At 63.2% G+C, this 13727-nt stretch carries 13 protein-coding genes and 1 tRNA gene; 5 read left to right on the top strand and 9 right to left on the bottom strand.

The annotated features are described in order from the left end of the window. Window positions 1-4: 4 nt before the first annotated feature. Window positions 5-2284 carry a transglutaminase TgpA family protein gene (locus tag HMPREF3087_RS00540; RefSeq protein ID WP_176744990.1) on the top strand — a complete coding sequence of 760 codons (2280 nt, stop codon included), beginning with the start codon at window positions 5-7 and terminating at the stop codon, window positions 2282-2284. Between the two features lie 65 nt (window positions 2285-2349). Here the strand turns inward: HMPREF3087_RS00540 and HMPREF3087_RS00535 are convergent, their stop codons facing one another. Further along, complete coding sequence (locus tag HMPREF3087_RS00535) at window positions 2350-2754, bottom strand: DUF3040 domain-containing protein (protein ID WP_019175280.1); 405 nt, start codon at window positions 2752-2754, stop codon at window positions 2350-2352. 94 nt (window positions 2755-2848) lie between these two features. Then, complete coding sequence (gene dinB / locus HMPREF3087_RS00530) at window positions 2849-4072, bottom strand: DNA polymerase IV (RefSeq protein ID WP_070427675.1); 1224 nt, start codon at window positions 4070-4072, stop codon at window positions 2849-2851. Window positions 4073-4169: 97 nt separating this feature from the next. Here dinB and HMPREF3087_RS00525 point away from each other — a divergent pair, with 97 nt between their 5' ends. Then, a complete protein-coding gene (locus HMPREF3087_RS00525; RefSeq protein WP_070427674.1) occupies window positions 4170-5255 on the top strand; it encodes a polyprenyl synthetase family protein in 1086 nt (361 codons plus the stop codon). Between the two features lie 22 nt (window positions 5256-5277). Here HMPREF3087_RS00525 and HMPREF3087_RS00520 read toward each other — a convergent pair whose 3' ends face one another. Next, the gene (locus HMPREF3087_RS00520; RefSeq protein WP_083271940.1) at window positions 5278-5631 is read right to left on the bottom strand and encodes an Rv2175c family DNA-binding protein; all 354 of its coding nucleotides are present in this window, start codon (window positions 5629-5631) and stop codon (window positions 5278-5280) included. A 165-nt stretch (window positions 5632-5796) separates the two neighbouring features. Here HMPREF3087_RS00520 and HMPREF3087_RS00515 point away from each other — a divergent pair, with 165 nt between their 5' ends. Together HMPREF3087_RS00515 and pknB are read left to right on the top strand one after the other, a co-directional pair. Then, complete coding sequence (locus tag HMPREF3087_RS00515; RefSeq protein WP_062020801.1) at window positions 5797-6765, top strand: lytic transglycosylase; 969 nt, start codon at window positions 5797-5799, stop codon at window positions 6763-6765. Next, window positions 6749-8683: a Stk1 family PASTA domain-containing Ser/Thr kinase gene (gene pknB / locus HMPREF3087_RS00510; RefSeq protein WP_070427673.1), complete on the top strand. Its 1935-nt coding sequence runs from the start codon at window positions 6749-6751 to the stop codon at window positions 8681-8683. The genes HMPREF3087_RS00515 and pknB overlap by 17 nt, the downstream gene beginning before the upstream one ends. An 81-nt stretch (window positions 8684-8764) precedes the next feature. On the opposite strand, the gene HMPREF3087_RS00505 is transcribed toward pknB, so the two are convergent. The 4 genes from HMPREF3087_RS00505 to gcvH all read right to left on the bottom strand — a co-directional run bounded on the left by HMPREF3087_RS00505 (window position 8765) and on the right by gcvH (window position 11590). After that, entirely contained in the window at window positions 8765-10141 is a 1377-nt protein-coding gene (locus HMPREF3087_RS00505) for a class II 3-deoxy-7-phosphoheptulonate synthase (RefSeq protein ID WP_070427694.1), read from the bottom strand. A 104-nt stretch (window positions 10142-10245) separates the two neighbouring features. Next, entirely contained in the window at window positions 10246-10722 is a 477-nt protein-coding gene (locus HMPREF3087_RS00500) for a bifunctional nuclease family protein (protein WP_062020796.1), read from the bottom strand. Continuing rightward, complete coding sequence (locus HMPREF3087_RS00495; RefSeq protein ID WP_209435916.1) at window positions 10719-11186, bottom strand: FHA domain-containing protein; 468 nt, start codon at window positions 11184-11186, stop codon at window positions 10719-10721. The genes HMPREF3087_RS00500 and HMPREF3087_RS00495 overlap by 4 nt, the downstream gene beginning before the upstream one ends. Continuing rightward, window positions 11186-11590 (bottom strand): glycine cleavage system protein GcvH, encoded by a 405-nt coding sequence (gcvH, locus tag HMPREF3087_RS00490; RefSeq protein WP_070427672.1) that lies wholly within the window; start codon window positions 11588-11590, stop codon window positions 11186-11188. The genes HMPREF3087_RS00495 and gcvH overlap by 1 nt, the downstream gene beginning before the upstream one ends. Before the next feature lie 288 nt (window positions 11591-11878). Here gcvH and HMPREF3087_RS00485 point away from each other — a divergent pair. Continuing rightward, window positions 11879-11952 (top strand) — tRNA-Pro (locus tag HMPREF3087_RS00485). Window positions 11953-12262: 310 nt separating this feature from the next. Here HMPREF3087_RS00485 and HMPREF3087_RS10445 read toward each other — a convergent pair. Together HMPREF3087_RS10445 and HMPREF3087_RS00475 are read right to left on the bottom strand one after the other, a co-directional pair. After that, the gene (locus HMPREF3087_RS10445) at window positions 12263-12673 is read right to left on the bottom strand and encodes a tyrosine-type recombinase/integrase (protein WP_070427671.1); all 411 of its coding nucleotides are present in this window, start codon (window positions 12671-12673) and stop codon (window positions 12263-12265) included. A 114-nt stretch (window positions 12674-12787) separates the two neighbouring features. Continuing rightward, the gene (locus tag HMPREF3087_RS00475) at window positions 12788-13021 is read right to left on the bottom strand and encodes a hypothetical protein (protein ID WP_019175290.1); all 234 of its coding nucleotides are present in this window, start codon (window positions 13019-13021) and stop codon (window positions 12788-12790) included. Window positions 13022-13727: the final 706 nt, after the last annotated feature.

The following is a 13727-nucleotide window of genomic DNA, read 5'->3' as shown; positions in this document are numbered from 1 at the left end:
GCAGATGATCCGCTCTCTCCTCCTGTTTGCCGCGCTGTCGCTGGCCGCATATGCCACGACCGCCATGTTCTCCGGGCTCGAACTGCTTGTGCCGGTCGTTTCGATCATCGGCATCACCCTGCTTGTGGGATGGCTGGCGCGCATGGTCCGCAAGGTGGCCGAATCCGGACTCGCGGTTCTCGTGCAGTTCCTCGCGGCGAGCTTTGCAGTGCTCTTCATCTGCGTGCCCGATTCGCTCATCGCGGGCTTCATACCGGGCCCGTCGTCGATTTCGGCTCTCGTGTCGTCTGTCAGCGCCGGCTTTGAGGATGTCGCGACCAAGCAGATTCCGCTGGAGGCCACCGGCGGCCTCATCACCATCTTCACTCTGGGCTTCGGGTTCCTAGCGCTCATCATCGACGGCCTGGTGTCAGACCTGCGCATATCAAAGGTCCCCGCCTTCCTGCTGCTGACGGTGTGGGCTTTCCCCGTGTACTTCGCCTCGGTGCACACGCAGCCGGTCCACATGGCAGCCATCAGTGCGGCCTTCATCATCGTGCTGCTCACCGAGTACGCCAGCGCTGTTCTCACAGCGCACACCGGAGTGGGCTCGACTGCCGGCCATGAGAAGCACACGGCCGCAAGCCGGCCCGGCGCAGAAGCCCTGCGCCAGCGCGGCACCGTGGTCGGTCGGGCGAAGAACGGCCTGCGCAGGTTCCCCGGAACCGCGCTGCTGGCGGGCGCTTTGGCGCTCCTGCTGGGCATGGGCCTCCCGACCGTCCTGCCGGCAATCACGGCAACACCCCACTACTCCAGTGAGCGCGCTGAGGATCTCACGATCATCAACCCGTTCCTCACCATCCGCAACGACCTGCAGAACCCCTCCACTGACCCCGTCTTCACCTACACGACGACCGATCCGGGTGCCGGAGAGCCCATCCGCCTGACCTCGGTCAGCGAGTTCGACGGCGAAGTGTGGAAACCCGCGGAGTTCCCCCTCAGCCGGTCGCGCACCGCTGACGGCGGTCTGTCCAATGCGCGCTCGCAGGCTCCCGCGGGTGTTCAGCAGAGCACTGAGTTTTCGATCGGCGCACTTGACCAGGCGTATCTGCCGGCTCCGTTTGCTCCCACGCAGACTCATGATGCGGGTCCGCAGTGGCTGTACGACTCTGAGACGCTCACGATTGTGGGCAGCGGCGTGACTTCGCGCGGGCTGAACTATTCGGTCGACTACCTGTCCCTGCAGCCGACGGCGAAAGAGCTCGACGATGCCGGAGAGAATGCGGGACGTTCAGCTGACCAGAAGTACACCCAGCTGCCTGACGATGTCCCTGCGGTCATCACCGACACGGCACGCGAACTCACGGAGGACGCGGATTCGCAGTGGGCGAAGGCCGCTGCCATTCAGGCGTATTTCCGCGGCGGAGATTTCACCTATTCACTCGAAGCGCCGACTACGGCATCGAGTTCGGCGCTGGCAGACTTCATGAAGCAGAAGAAGGGCTACTGCGTGCAGTTCTCAGCTGCAATGGCGTCGATGACCCGCTCCCTGGGCATTCCCACGCGAATCGGTGTGGGCTTCACCGCAGGCTCTGAGATCGGCGACGGCGAATATCAGGTGACTCTAGCCGAAGCTCACGCGTGGCCGGAGCTGTTCTTCGATGGGATCGGCTGGGTGCGCTTCGAACCGACCCCCGGCGGTCCGGTCGGCGATATTCCCGCCTGGACGACTGCTGGCGGACAGTCAGAAGAACCTGACGATGAGCCGACGGAAGACCCGACTTCTGCAAGCCCCGAACCGACTCCGGAAGAAACCGAAGACGCCGGCAGCGAAGAAGAGGACGAATCCGATGACACAGCGGAAGGGTCCGCTGAGGCCGTTGCCCCAATCCCGGCGTGGGTCTGGCTGCTTCTGGCCGCAGCGATCATCATTGCGCTGCTGTTTCTGCCGATGATTGTTCGTGCCGTTCAGCGCCGTCGCCGCCTGCGGGCGGGTGCGGCAGGCCTGTGGGACGAGATCACGGCGACCGCCGCCGATGCGGGGCTCGGCTTGCGCTCGTCAATGACGGCGCCGGCTGCTGCCGCCGCGCTGGCTGAGTACGCGCCTGATAGCGCGGCTGAACTGGCGAGTGCTGCACGGGCGTCGGACGCTCAGCGCTACGGCAACGCGGATGTTCAGCTGAGTGCAGATGACAGCCGCGGCCTGGTGGCGGATGTTCACGACGAGCTGTTCGGCCGTCTGTCCGGTCCGCAGCGAGTGCTGAAGACGCTGCTGCCGGCAAGCGTGTTCGACCGACGCCGATGAAGAAGGCGATAAACGCGTAAGCGGCGGTGGAAAACTCCACCGCCGCTTACGCGTTTATGTTCGTTTCAGCCCTCTTGGCGCTTGTCCCAGCGATCTTCCATGCGCTCCATGAAGGACGAGCGGCGCTTGGGCGCACCTGATTTGCGGGGCGCTGATCCTGTGCTGGACGAAGAAGCCGCGGCGTTTTCATCCGGGGTCACGGCGTAGTAGCCGCCGAAGACCATGGCTGCGAAGCCGACCACACCGCCGACAGCCGCCAGGGGCATGTTGAAGAAGAAAAGCGAGGCGATTGCGACTGCCAGGCCCACAACGAGAATGACGATGCCCAAAACCAGGCGGCGCGGCGAAAGGCGCAGGCCGGGAGCGTCCTCTGCAGGGCGCGAAATGTTCTGGGCGAAGCTGGGGTCTTCGCTCCGCAGCTGCTGTTCAAGCTGGTCGAGAAGCTGCTGTTCGTGATCTGAAAGAGCCATGGTGTGAACTTCCTGCCCAAAACTTTCTGAAGTCGATACGACTAATGATAGTGCCACATGAGTCTTTGAATTCCATGGGCGGGAGAAAAAGTCCCTATTCCGGGCGCAGGAGTGAGGCGGGAGAGATAGCTCCCTTGCCGAACTTCTTGCGGATTTCGTCGACCGCGATGTCCGATTCGCGTGTTGACCTGCCGCTGCTTTCCAGAGTCTCCTGCCTGCCGACAACCCCGACGGGCTGGAGGTTCGATGCCGCGACTCCCAGCAGCCTGGCCCCTGTGCGCTTGGCCGCGGCCGTCTCCAGAGGTCCGAGGAGAGCCTCGTACACCTCGCCCGTGACATCTGTCGGAGCCGGCAGGGTGACCGACCGGGTGATGGTGGTGAAGTCGGGTGACCGGAACTTCAGAGTGACAGTGCCGGCGGCGAGCCCCTCGGCCCGCACTCGGGCGGTCACTTTGTCAGCCAGACGAAGAAGTTCGGTGCGCAGGAGCTCCAGCTGGTAGATGTCGTCGTCGAATGTGCTCTCCGCACTGATCGAATGGTCTTTTGCCCTGTCGTGCACAGTCCGGTGATCGCGCCCCTGCGCGTAGCCGACGAGTGCCGGCCCGGCCGAACCGAGGGTCTTCGCTGCCCACGCCGGTGTTTGGCGGGCCAAATCGCCGATTGTGCGGATGCCGTAGCGCGACAGGGTTTCGTGCGTGGCTCGGCCAACCCCCGGCAGCGCTGTGACGGGCATCGACTCCATGAACTGAGCTTCTTTCCCCACCGGCACCACCAGCTGGCCGTTGGGTTTGGCCCTGGCTGACGCGATCTTGGCAACGACCATCGCTTTGGACAGCCCAATGGAGGACGGCAGACCCATCCTTTCGGCAATCGTCTGCCGCAGGTGCAGGGCGATGCGCGCGGGACTGCCGAGCCTGCGCACCGCACCGGACACATCGATGTAGCCCTCATCGACGCTGACACGGCTGAAGTCCGGGGTGACGTCGCTGACAACAGCAAAAACACGGTCTGAATACTCGGAGTAGACGCCCTTCGTCGGTGGCACGACAACCGCGTTCGGGCACAGCGCCAGGGCACGGCCGATCGGCATGGCCGAGTGCACTCCGTAGGCCCGGGCCTCATAGCTGGCCGAGGCCACCACTCCCCTCCCGCTGCGACCGCCGACTATGACGGGAAGGCCGATAAGCGAAGGGTCGAGGAGGCGTTCAACGGACACGAAGAACGCGTCCATGTCCAGATGGAGAATTGTGCAGCCGGTGTCGTCATCACCCAGGCCCGTCAGATCACCGCCCGTGCGGTCCAGCTGCTTTCTGCTCATGCGTCCCCCTGTGCGCATCGTACACCGACAGAAACCCGGAGAGAGGCCCGTTTCATCCCGCGTCCAACCCAGGCCGCGGCCCGTTTAGGCTTAGGGCATGAGCCTTACAGATCCGTCTGATGTCCGCCGCCAGGTTGATGCCGCTCTGCGCGAGGGCCTGGACAGCACCTCCAGCCGCTTCACAGCGCTGTCGCCGTCCGCTGAACACCTGATGCGGCCTATTCTGGACTTCACGGCCTCCGGCAAGCGCATCCGCGCTCTGGCCGCCTGGTGGGGCTTTGAGATTGCCGGCGGCAGCGCCGAAGCCCACCCCGGCATCGCAAATGCCGCCGCGGCTGTCGAACTTCTGCACGCCGCAGCTCTCATTCACGACGACGTGATTGATGCATCCGACACCCGCCGGGGCGCTCCGTCGGTGCACCGGCAGTTTGAAGCCCTGCACAGGAACGACGGCTTTGCCGGCGACAGCGAACACTTCGGAATTGCCACGGCAATTGTCGCCGGCGACCTCTGTTTGGCCCTGTCAGAAGAGTTCTGGTCGATGACCGGCCTGCCGGATGCGACGTCACCGGCTGCACTGGAGGCGCGCAACGACCTGCGCCGGGACGTCATGTTCGGACAGTTTCTCGACATCTACGTACAGGACGCCCCCGTTCCGGCGGCCGAAGTCACGGACCGCGCCTGGGAAGTGCTCACCTACAAAACCGCAAAGTATTCCGTCGAACAGCCCTTTGCCGTCGGCGCATCGATTGCCGGAGCCGATGAGGCGGTCATTGACGCGCTGCGTGCTTTCGCCCTGCCCCTGGGCCGGGCCTTTCAGCTGCGCGATGACGAACTCGGCGTTTTCGGCGACCCGGAGGTCACCGGCAAGCCCGCGGGCGATGATCTGCGCCAGGGCAAGAAGACCGTGTTGGTGGGCCACACCCTCGAGGCTCTTCCGGAGGGTGAGCGCGATTGGTTTGTCAGCGCCCTAGCCGCTGAGCGCAAAACCGCTGAGGACATCGCGCGGATGACCGACCTCATCCGCTCTTCCGGTGCGCTTGAGCGCATGGAGCAGCTCATTGCGCGGGAAGTCGCCGATTCCGAGGCGGCACTCGACAGGCTCAGTGAGCTCGGTCTGGACGCCGAAGGACACAAGGTGCTGCGCGGCTACGCGCAGTCCCTCACCGTTCGCTCAAGCTGAGGGTCCGGAAGCCCGGGCTGACTCAGATGGCCAGCGCCTGAGCGCGCCGGCGGATCTCAGATTTTTCGCCGCGGCGCAGGAAGTCAATGGCCCGCCCGGGCAGGGTGTCGTCTTCTTCGTACAGCCAGGCGATCGCCTCGTCGTCCGAGAATCCGGCGTCGGACAGCAGAACAAGAGTTCCGCGCAGAGCAGGCACGGGCTGGCCGTCTTTTATGAAGAGCGCCGGAATCCGCATGGTGGGCGGAGTGCCGAACTTCAGCCCCAGGAGCACTCGGTCTTCGACCTTCCGGTGAACCTTCGTCACGGGGATGTCGAGCAGCTCAGCGACCTCGGCGGCGGTCATCCATTCGTCAACGATCTCTTCAGCTTTAATCACGACTCCAGCCTAAAGCACGAACGCACACCGCGGGCCCGGGCCGCGCCCGGCGGCCGCAGACCGCCGGCACACCGCGATGGTCCGACACGCCGCCGCGCCTGGCGACGCTGTCGAAGAGGTCGACCTAACCTGGGGGCATACCAACTTCCCCACAGAAAGCGTCCCATGCAGCGAGACACCAGGCGCGACCCTACAGGTGCGCCCGCGCCGGGTTTCACCTCGGGAACCATCACTGAGGCCGTACCCGTCACCCACGGTGGCCGCACCTACCGTGTGCGCACGGGCGACACCGTCATCAGCGTGGCAAAAAAGCACGGCGTTTCGGCTCCCGCTCTCATCGAGCTGAACGAACTGCGCGGACGCACCTCACTGACACCCGGCCAGATCCTCTCCCTGCCCGAAAAGAACGTCCCACCGCCGCCTGCGGGCCACACCGTCAAGCCCGGCGACACCCTCGAATCCATCGCCCGCCAACACGGCACCTCGACCGCGGCACTGCAGCGCGCCAACGCAATGGGAACCTCCGTTCTCATCACCGTTGGAGAAGTCCTCGCACTGTCCGGTTCCGGTGCCACGAGCGCCCGTGTCAAACCCACCCTGCCGGAAAAGCTGCCGAACATTCCCCACTCCGTCGATGGACGGGAATACCCGGAGGACGTGCTGATGGCGGCCCGGCTGAATAAGGCCCAGCTCATGCGCCGCCCTTCTCCATCACGCGCCTGGGTGCGCAAAACGATCCTTCGCCTGGCCGGTGAAATCGGTGTTGACGGACCACTGGCACTGGCCGTTGCAACCCAAGAATCCGGGCTGAACCACCGGCTGGTCTCCCCGGTCAACGGCATCGGCATCATGCAGCTGACACCGCGGGCAGGCCAGTGGGCCTCATCGCTCATCGGCCGTCGTCTGGACATCCTCGACCCTGAAAACAACATCGTCGCAGGGCTTGCGATCCTGCGCAGGCTCTTGGCGACAACCGACAACCGCTCGGCCGCCGTCGCCGCCTACTACCAGGGTGCCGCCAGCATTGAGCAGACGGGAATGGCGCCGGACACGCGTTCGTTCGTGCGCACCGTCGACATCCTCACCGAACGCTACAGCCACAATTCGGAGGTGCCGCATGGCACAGATCCGTGATCAGCTGATCGGCGTCGTCCTCGACGGCCGCTACCGCATCGAATCCGTTGTCGCCCGCGGCGGCATGGCCATGGTGTACCGCGGAACCGACCTGCGGCTTGACCGTGAGATTGCGGTCAAGGTCATGCACGCGCACCTGGCGAGCGACCCCTCGTTTGTTGAGCGCTTCGAACGCGAGGCGATGAACGCCGCCCGGCTGTCCCACCCCAACCTCATCGCGGTAAACGATCAGTCCCGCGATGGGGACGTCGTGTATCTGGTCATGGAGTACCTGGAGTCGGTCACTCTGCGCAAGGAACTGAAGTTCCGCGGCCGCTTCACACCCCGCCAGGCCATCAGCGTCGTCGACGCGATCCTCGCCGCGCTCGAAGCTGTTCACGAAGCCGGGATGATCCACCGGGATCTCAAACCCGACAACGTGCTTCTGGGCACCGACGGGCAGATCAAACTCGCTGACTTCGGACTCGCACGCGCTGTGACGAGCGAAACCACGACGAAAACGCTCATCGGCACTGTCGGCTACGTCGCACCGGAGCTTGTCACGCGCAGCGGCGCTGACGAACGCACAGACCTCTACACGCTGGGCATCATGTTCTACGAGATGCTCACCGGATCCCAGCCGTACACGGACGACGTCCCGATTCAGGTGGCCTATCGCCACGTGCACGACCGTGTGACAGCACCGTCGCAGGCAGTTCCCGGGCTCAGCCCCCAACTGGATGCTCTTGTCCTGTGGGCTACAAGCCCCAAGCCGGACGACCGCCCGGAAAGCGCCACTGCAATGCGCCAGGCTCTTGGCGAAGCCCGGTTGGCGATGACGGATGAGCAGCTTGACTTCGGCGGCACATCGGATGCGGCCGATCCCACCGAACCGGCGCTGACCGCAACCGCCGACATTGACGAGCAGATCGGCCTCGAAGCTCCTGAACCGGTTCCCGGCACGGGTGAGATTCCCAAGCTCTCCACTGACGAAACCCCTGCCGCAGTCAGTTCGACGACTGAGATCCCCGGCACTCTGACCGCCGCCGCGGTTTCGGCTGACGGCACTCCCCCGGTTGACCTTCCACCGCTTGAAGACGAGCCACCGACCGCGGAAGAACTCGAAGATGACGATGAGCCGCGCGACTCACGCCGCCGCCGGCCTGTCTTCGTTGGTCTGGTTGCGGCTGTCGCTGCTCTTGGCCTGGCGGGCACGTTCGGCATTGCAAAAGCCTCCGGTGTGATCGGGGGCGAAACCGAGCAGGAAGTCGTCATGGCTGCGGTTCCCCAGATCGAGGCAGGCACAGCCGAGGCTGAGGCGCGGCAGATTCTGGAGCAGGCCGGCTTCGCTGTCAGCACCGAGACCCGCAAGCACGCCGACATCGCCAAGGGAACCGTCATTGAGACGCGCCCCGCCGCGGGTGAACAGCTGCAGGAAGGATCATCGGTCACCCTCGTCACCTCCGACGGACCCGAAATGGTCGCAGTTCCCACACTCGACGGCAAGACAGAGGACGAAGCGACAAAGGCCCTGGAAGACGCCGGCCTGAAGAAGGGCAAGGTCTCGACAGTCGAAGGGCAGGGCAAGAAGGGCCGCGTCGTTTCCCAAAGCACCGAGGCCGAAGCCCAAGTTGAGAAGGGCAGCGCGGTGGACATCACGGTGTCCAGCGGACCCAAGACGATCGCCATCCCGGACTTGCGAGGGCAGGACTACGAAGCCTCGTATAAGCGTCTGCTGGGCATGGGCTTCCGGGTTGCGCGCGATGACGTCTACAGCGAATACACGCCCAAGGGCAAGGTTGTGGCCATGTACCCCGGCCCCGGCAAGAAGAGGACTGCGGACACTCTGGTGATCCTCAAAGTCTCCAAGGGCAAGGAGCCACCGAAGGACGACAAGCCGAAGGACGAAAAGAAGAAAGACGACAAGCCGAAAGACTGACTTTCAGCAAGCGCCTTAAGCAGAAGCAAAGCCGCCGGGAGATTTCTCTCCCGGCGGCTTTGCTCTTCTATGTCAGGTTCGTCAGTCCGTGCCCTCTGTCAGGTATTCGGCCACCTGGAATGCCATTTCGAGTGACTGGTCGTGGTTCAGGCGCGGGTCCACGAGGGTTTCGTAGCGGCGCTGCAGACCTTCTTCATCGATGTTGGCTCCGCCGCCCATGACTTCAGTGACATCATTGCCGGTGAGCTCAACGTGGATGCCGCCGGGCACCGTGCCGACTTCCTGGTGGGCGCGGAAGAATCCGGTGACTTCACCCATGACGTCTTCAAAGCGGCGGGTTTTGTAGCCGTTGGAGGCCGTAATGGTGTTGCCGTGCATCGGGTCGCACATCCAGGTGACCTGCGGGAGGTCGTCCTTGACGGCTGCGAGCAGCTTAGGAAGCGCCTCGCCGATTGTCTTCGCTCCCATGCGGGTGATGAAGGTCAGACGCCCGGGTTCGCCTTCCGGGTCAAGCTTTTCGGCCAGGCGCAGAGCGTCGTCTGCCGTTGCGTTGGGGCCGAGTTTCACGCCGATGGGGTTCTTCACGCGCGACAGGAAGTCGACGTGAGCACCGTCGATGTCGCGGGTGCGTTCGCCGATCCACAGGAAGTGGCCGGAAACGTCGTAGGGGTCACCCGTGCGCGAGTCAATGCGCGTGAGTGCCTGCTCGTATTCCAGAAGCAGAGCTTCGTGGGCCGAGTAGAACTCGACGGTCCGCATAGCGTCGAAGTCGACACCGCAGGCGTCCATGAAGCGCAGTGCGCGGTCGATGTCGCCGGCCATCTTTTCGTAGCGGACGTAGTTTTCGTTCGCCCCGAGGAAGCCGCGGTTCCACTGGTGCACCTGGCGCAGGTCCGCGAAGCCGCCCTTGGTGAAGGCCCGCATGAGGTTCAAGGTCGAGGCTGATGCATGGTAGGCGTCGAGCAGACGGGCCGGGTCGGGTCGTCGAGCCTCTTCTGTGAATTCGTGGGAGTTGACGATGTCCCCGCGGTAGCTGGGCAACGTCACACCGTCCCGGGTTTCAACATCGGATGAGCGCGGCTTGGCGTACTGGCCGGCCATGCGCCCCATCTTGACGACGGGAACGGCAGCGCCGTAGGTGAGCACAGCGGCCATCTGGAGGATCGTCTGAACGCGACGGCGAATGCTGTCGGCAGTGGAATCTTCGAAGGATTCTGCGCAGTCTCCGCCGGCAAGCAGGAACGCTTCGCCGCGCGAGGCAGCCGCAATCTGGGCTTTCAGCTGGTCGGCTTCGCCGGCGAACACCAGCGGCGGAACCCTGCGCAGCTGTTCAAGCGCGCCCCCAAGCTCTGCCGGGTCGGTGTACTGCGGCTGCTGCTTGGGGTCGAGATCGCGCCAGGCGTCGAGACCTTTGAGGGTTTCCTCGGAGGCGCGGGCATCGCCGGCCAGCTCGAACATCGGGTTAACGCTTTTCACAATCATCCACTCTCTGCTGTCAGCAAGGGCGATCTTCTCCGGTCCACTAAGGCCCGGAGCATTCGGAATTCCTCAGTATAGGCGGGTCAGGATTCGCCTTCGAAGTCTTCGGGTGACACGTGGTCAAGGAACTCGCGGAACTGGGCGACTTCTTCTTCGTCAGGCTCCGGACCTTCGATTCCGGCCTGCCCCATCAGCTCCGCGGTGGTATAGACGGGGCATCCTGCGACGAGCGCCATTGCGACCGCATCGGATGGGCGCGCTGACACCGTGTGCCCGCCGCTGGTGCGAAGTTCCGCATAGTAGGTGTGGGAGTCAGCTTCCGTGATGTGCACGGATTCGAGGGTGTCGCCGTACTCCTCGATGAGGTTGACCATGAGGTCGTGCGAGAGCGGACGAGGCGGGGTTACCCCGCGCAGTGCAATGCCGATCGCGTTTGCCTCCGAAGATCCGATCCAGATGGGCAGGAAGCGCGCCTGGGAGGCTTCTTTGAGAAGCAGGATCGGCTGGTTCGCCGGCAGTTCGATGCGAACGCCGACGACTTCGAGCTGAATGTCGGTCACGCAGTCCTCGGGCGCTGCTGGAAAATCATGCGGAACTTGCCAATCTGCACGTCGGCGCCGTTCTGCAGTTCGACCTTGTCGATGAGCTCACGGCCCACGTAGGTGCCGTTGAGCGATCCGGTGTCGCGCAGGGTGAAGCCCGAGGGAGTGCGGACGAATTCAGCGTGCTTGCGCGAAACCGTCACATCGTCCAGGAAGATGTCGGCGTTGGGGCTGCGGCCGACGGTGACAACGTCGGTGTCAAGCAGGATCTGCGCACCAGCGTCGGGTCCGGAGACTACGACGAGGAGGGCGTCGGTTTCCTGCAGGTGGTCGACGTCGGGAACGGGACGGATTTCGCCGGTGCGCGGATCAAGGATTCCGCTGATGGGCGCCGGCTGAGCCGCCTGCGTCTGGTGCGAGGTGGTTTCCGGCTGCTGTTCGCCGGTTCCTTCCGGGTTGCCGGGCTGAGGCTGCTGAGTCATCAAGCACCTTCACTTTCGACGTGTGCGCTGTAGGCGTCGGCGTCAAGGAGCGCTTCGACTTCCGAAGGGTCGGAAGGCGCGACTTCCAGCATCCAGCCGTCACCGTAGGGGTCGCTGTTGATGATCTCGGGCGCGTCTTCCAGAGAGTCGTTGACACGCAGCACTTCACCGGAGACGGGAGCCTTGAGGTCAGAGACGCTCTTGGTCGATTCGACCTCGCCGAAGTCCTCTCCGGCTTCCAGGGTGTCGCCGACTTCGGGCAGGTCCACGAAGACGACGTCGCCGAGCTGGTCCTGAGCAAAGTCGGTGATGCCGATGCGCACGGTGGCAGCATCAGCGGTCGCGTCGACCCATTCGTGGTCCCGCGAGTATTTGAGATTCTGCGGTGCTGCAGCGTCAGACATGTCTTCTCCTTGCTCAGGCTTACTCAAACCTACCTTTCAGCTCCGAAGATAACATCTGCGCAACAGCAGACGCCTTATGTTGCGAAGCTGAAATGATACGGCCAGATCATCGTATCAACTTTGAGTCCTGCGTCTCACATACCGGCCCGTAATAATTGCCCGATCAGCGGTTCCTGCACCTCCACCTCGTCCCCTGTGCGCAACTGACCGTACCGACCGAAACATGAGCACACATCCCGTTTTGCCTTCCCTGAAACAACTCGCTAGTATTTACAAGGCTCAACACCACGGGCTATGGCGCAGCTTGGTAGCGCGCTTGACTGGGGGTCAAGAGGTCGTGGGTTCAAATCCCGCTAGCCCGACTCACTGAAGAAGTCCCGAAGCACATCGCTTCGGGACTTCTTTTTTCTGGCCAGTTTCACTGATCTGGCAAACGGAGGGCTCGCTGTTCCTGCCTTCGAGGCGTCGCTCAGCCTCGTGCGTTGGCATCAGCACCGGCTTTGTCAACCGCCTGCCACACCGCATTCACATAGGCGTCGGCCAGGTTGTAGGAGAAAACGGCCTTCGTCCACTCCTCCGGAACCTCCCGCTTGCATCGCCTCCCGCAGACGCCTCGAGGCGCCTAAGTTGAACACCCGGGACCAAACCGGGACCAGATGCCCATTTTCGGCCTCACTGGCCCCGATCGTCGGGACCACGCTTCGGCTTCCCTCGCCCTTTGCCAGACGACCGCTCGGGTCCCTCTGTCTGGGCGTCGAGGAACCGGTTGGTCAGGTCCCCCGCCTGGGCGATGTGATCAAGATCAGGGTGGAGGTAGCCCTTGGTTGTCTCGATCGATTTGTGGCCGAGGATCTTCTGGAGCACGTTAAGCGGGATGCCGCGGTGTCGGACCGGTCGATCATCGATATCAATACTCTCAGCGAGGACGACTACACCCGCGTCCACCACGCCGCCCGTGAGAAGCTCGGCCTCGCCGGCATCGTGCGCACCCGCGAGGACGTCCGCAACTACCTCGTCGAGAACGCCAATCTCCGCGATGACGTCACCGAAGCCGCCGACTTCCTCGAAATCTCCCACGAACACTCGCTACACACTGGACCACCGATTTGCAGCTCCCAACGAGGAATAGAGGATACGCGAGATCCCGTACGTCGACCTTGATCAGGTTTGCTGGACGACGAACCGCCAACAGTGCAGTTAGCGATGAGCTCTTCGTCGAACGAGGAACACGAGAAGGGACGCCCCGAGCAATACGACACCCAACGCAAAGAGAGCGTAGTCCAACGGCCGCGCGTCTCCCACAGCCGCATTGGCGTCCACCCAGATTCCGTACCTGTAGAGCGAGACCGCCCAGATGATCAGGAGCACGAGTCCCGCCAGTGCGAGAGCCGCAGCCGTCCAGATTCTTACTCGACCTTGCTTGCTGTTCATGGTGCGCACCTTCCCTGTATCACCAGTTGCAGAATAGCTTTCCCTTTTTCGAAGACCTGGGTGCCGGCAGTGTCCGGTGAGTCGAATCTAGAAGCAGAGCATTCGGCCCCACATCCCTCGTTTGAGGTACGTCGCACCAGCTCATAGACGTGTATCGAACTGTGACCCTGATGAGGGCGCGTGACTGCCGAGGACCAGGTACGGTGAGTAGACGGCAGGGCATCCCCGTGCTGGGAAGAGGGCAGACTTTGGGAATAGATGTTGAGGCGGCAGAGGCGACTTCATCCAGCCGGAGCACTAACTGGACCAGAGTGCTGCGCGGACCACGATACGTGGATGCGCCATTCCGTGTGCTATTGCTATTAATCGCTGTCGTCGGTTTGACGCCCGCATCGATTGAAACGCCAGATCCCCTGTACTGAGCGTTTCAAGTCCTCGCAGCGATCCTGCTGGTGGCCCTGTGTTTCACCCCCGTTATCGCCGTGTCGGTTGGGTTAATCCTCTTTGTCGTCTTCGTTCTTACGTACCCAGACCGAGGGGACCTCGACGGCATGGAAGGGGCTAGGAGACGCACGCACCTTGCCGTCGTAAACTCGACAAGAACGGGAAATCGTAGCGCTCAACCACTATGACCACCCGGGACCAAAGCGGAACCAGAACCATGCATCCCATGCATTGCATGACGTGAAATCGGCCTCTTGTGACC

It is taken from the genome of Brevibacterium sp. HMSC22B09 (genome assembly GCF_001806795.1).
Classification (GTDB): Bacteria; Actinomycetota; Actinomycetes; order Actinomycetales; family Brevibacteriaceae; genus Brevibacterium; species Brevibacterium ravenspurgense.
The sequence above is the reverse complement of the archived record's forward strand: the minus strand, read 5'-3'. Positions and strand labels throughout refer to the sequence as shown.

Bases quoted from the DNA above. Each gene is read 5' to 3' on its own strand.
- HMPREF3087_RS00535 (WP_019175280.1), bottom strand. From the start codon at position 2,754: ATGGCTCTTTCAGATCACGAACAGCAGCTTCTCGACCAGCTTGAACAG.
- HMPREF3087_RS00505 (WP_070427694.1), bottom strand. From the start codon at position 10,141: ATGTTCGAGCTGGCCGGCGATGCCCGCGCCTCCGAGGAAACCCTCAAA.
- gcvH (WP_070427672.1), bottom strand. From the start codon at position 11,590: ATGTCTGACGCTGCAGCACCGCAGAATCTCAAATACTCGCGGGACCAC.
- HMPREF3087_RS00495 (WP_209435916.1), bottom strand. From the start codon at position 11,186: ATGACTCAGCAGCCTCAGCCCGGCAACCCGGAAGGAACCGGCGAACAG.
- HMPREF3087_RS00540 (WP_176744990.1), top strand. From the start codon at position 5: ATGATCCGCTCTCTCCTCCTGTTTGCCGCGCTGTCGCTGGCCGCATAT.
- HMPREF3087_RS00525 (WP_070427674.1), top strand. From the start codon at position 4,170: ATGAGCCTTACAGATCCGTCTGATGTCCGCCGCCAGGTTGATGCCGCT.
- pknB (WP_070427673.1), top strand. From the start codon at position 6,749: ATGGCACAGATCCGTGATCAGCTGATCGGCGTCGTCCTCGACGGCCGC.
- dinB (WP_070427675.1), bottom strand. From the start codon at position 4,072: ATGAGCAGAAAGCAGCTGGACCGCACGGGCGGTGATCTGACGGGCCTG.
- HMPREF3087_RS00475 (WP_019175290.1), bottom strand. From the start codon at position 13,021: ATGAACAGCAAGCAAGGTCGAGTAAGAATCTGGACGGCTGCGGCTCTC.
- HMPREF3087_RS00515 (WP_062020801.1), top strand. From the start codon at position 5,797: ATGCAGCGAGACACCAGGCGCGACCCTACAGGTGCGCCCGCGCCGGGT.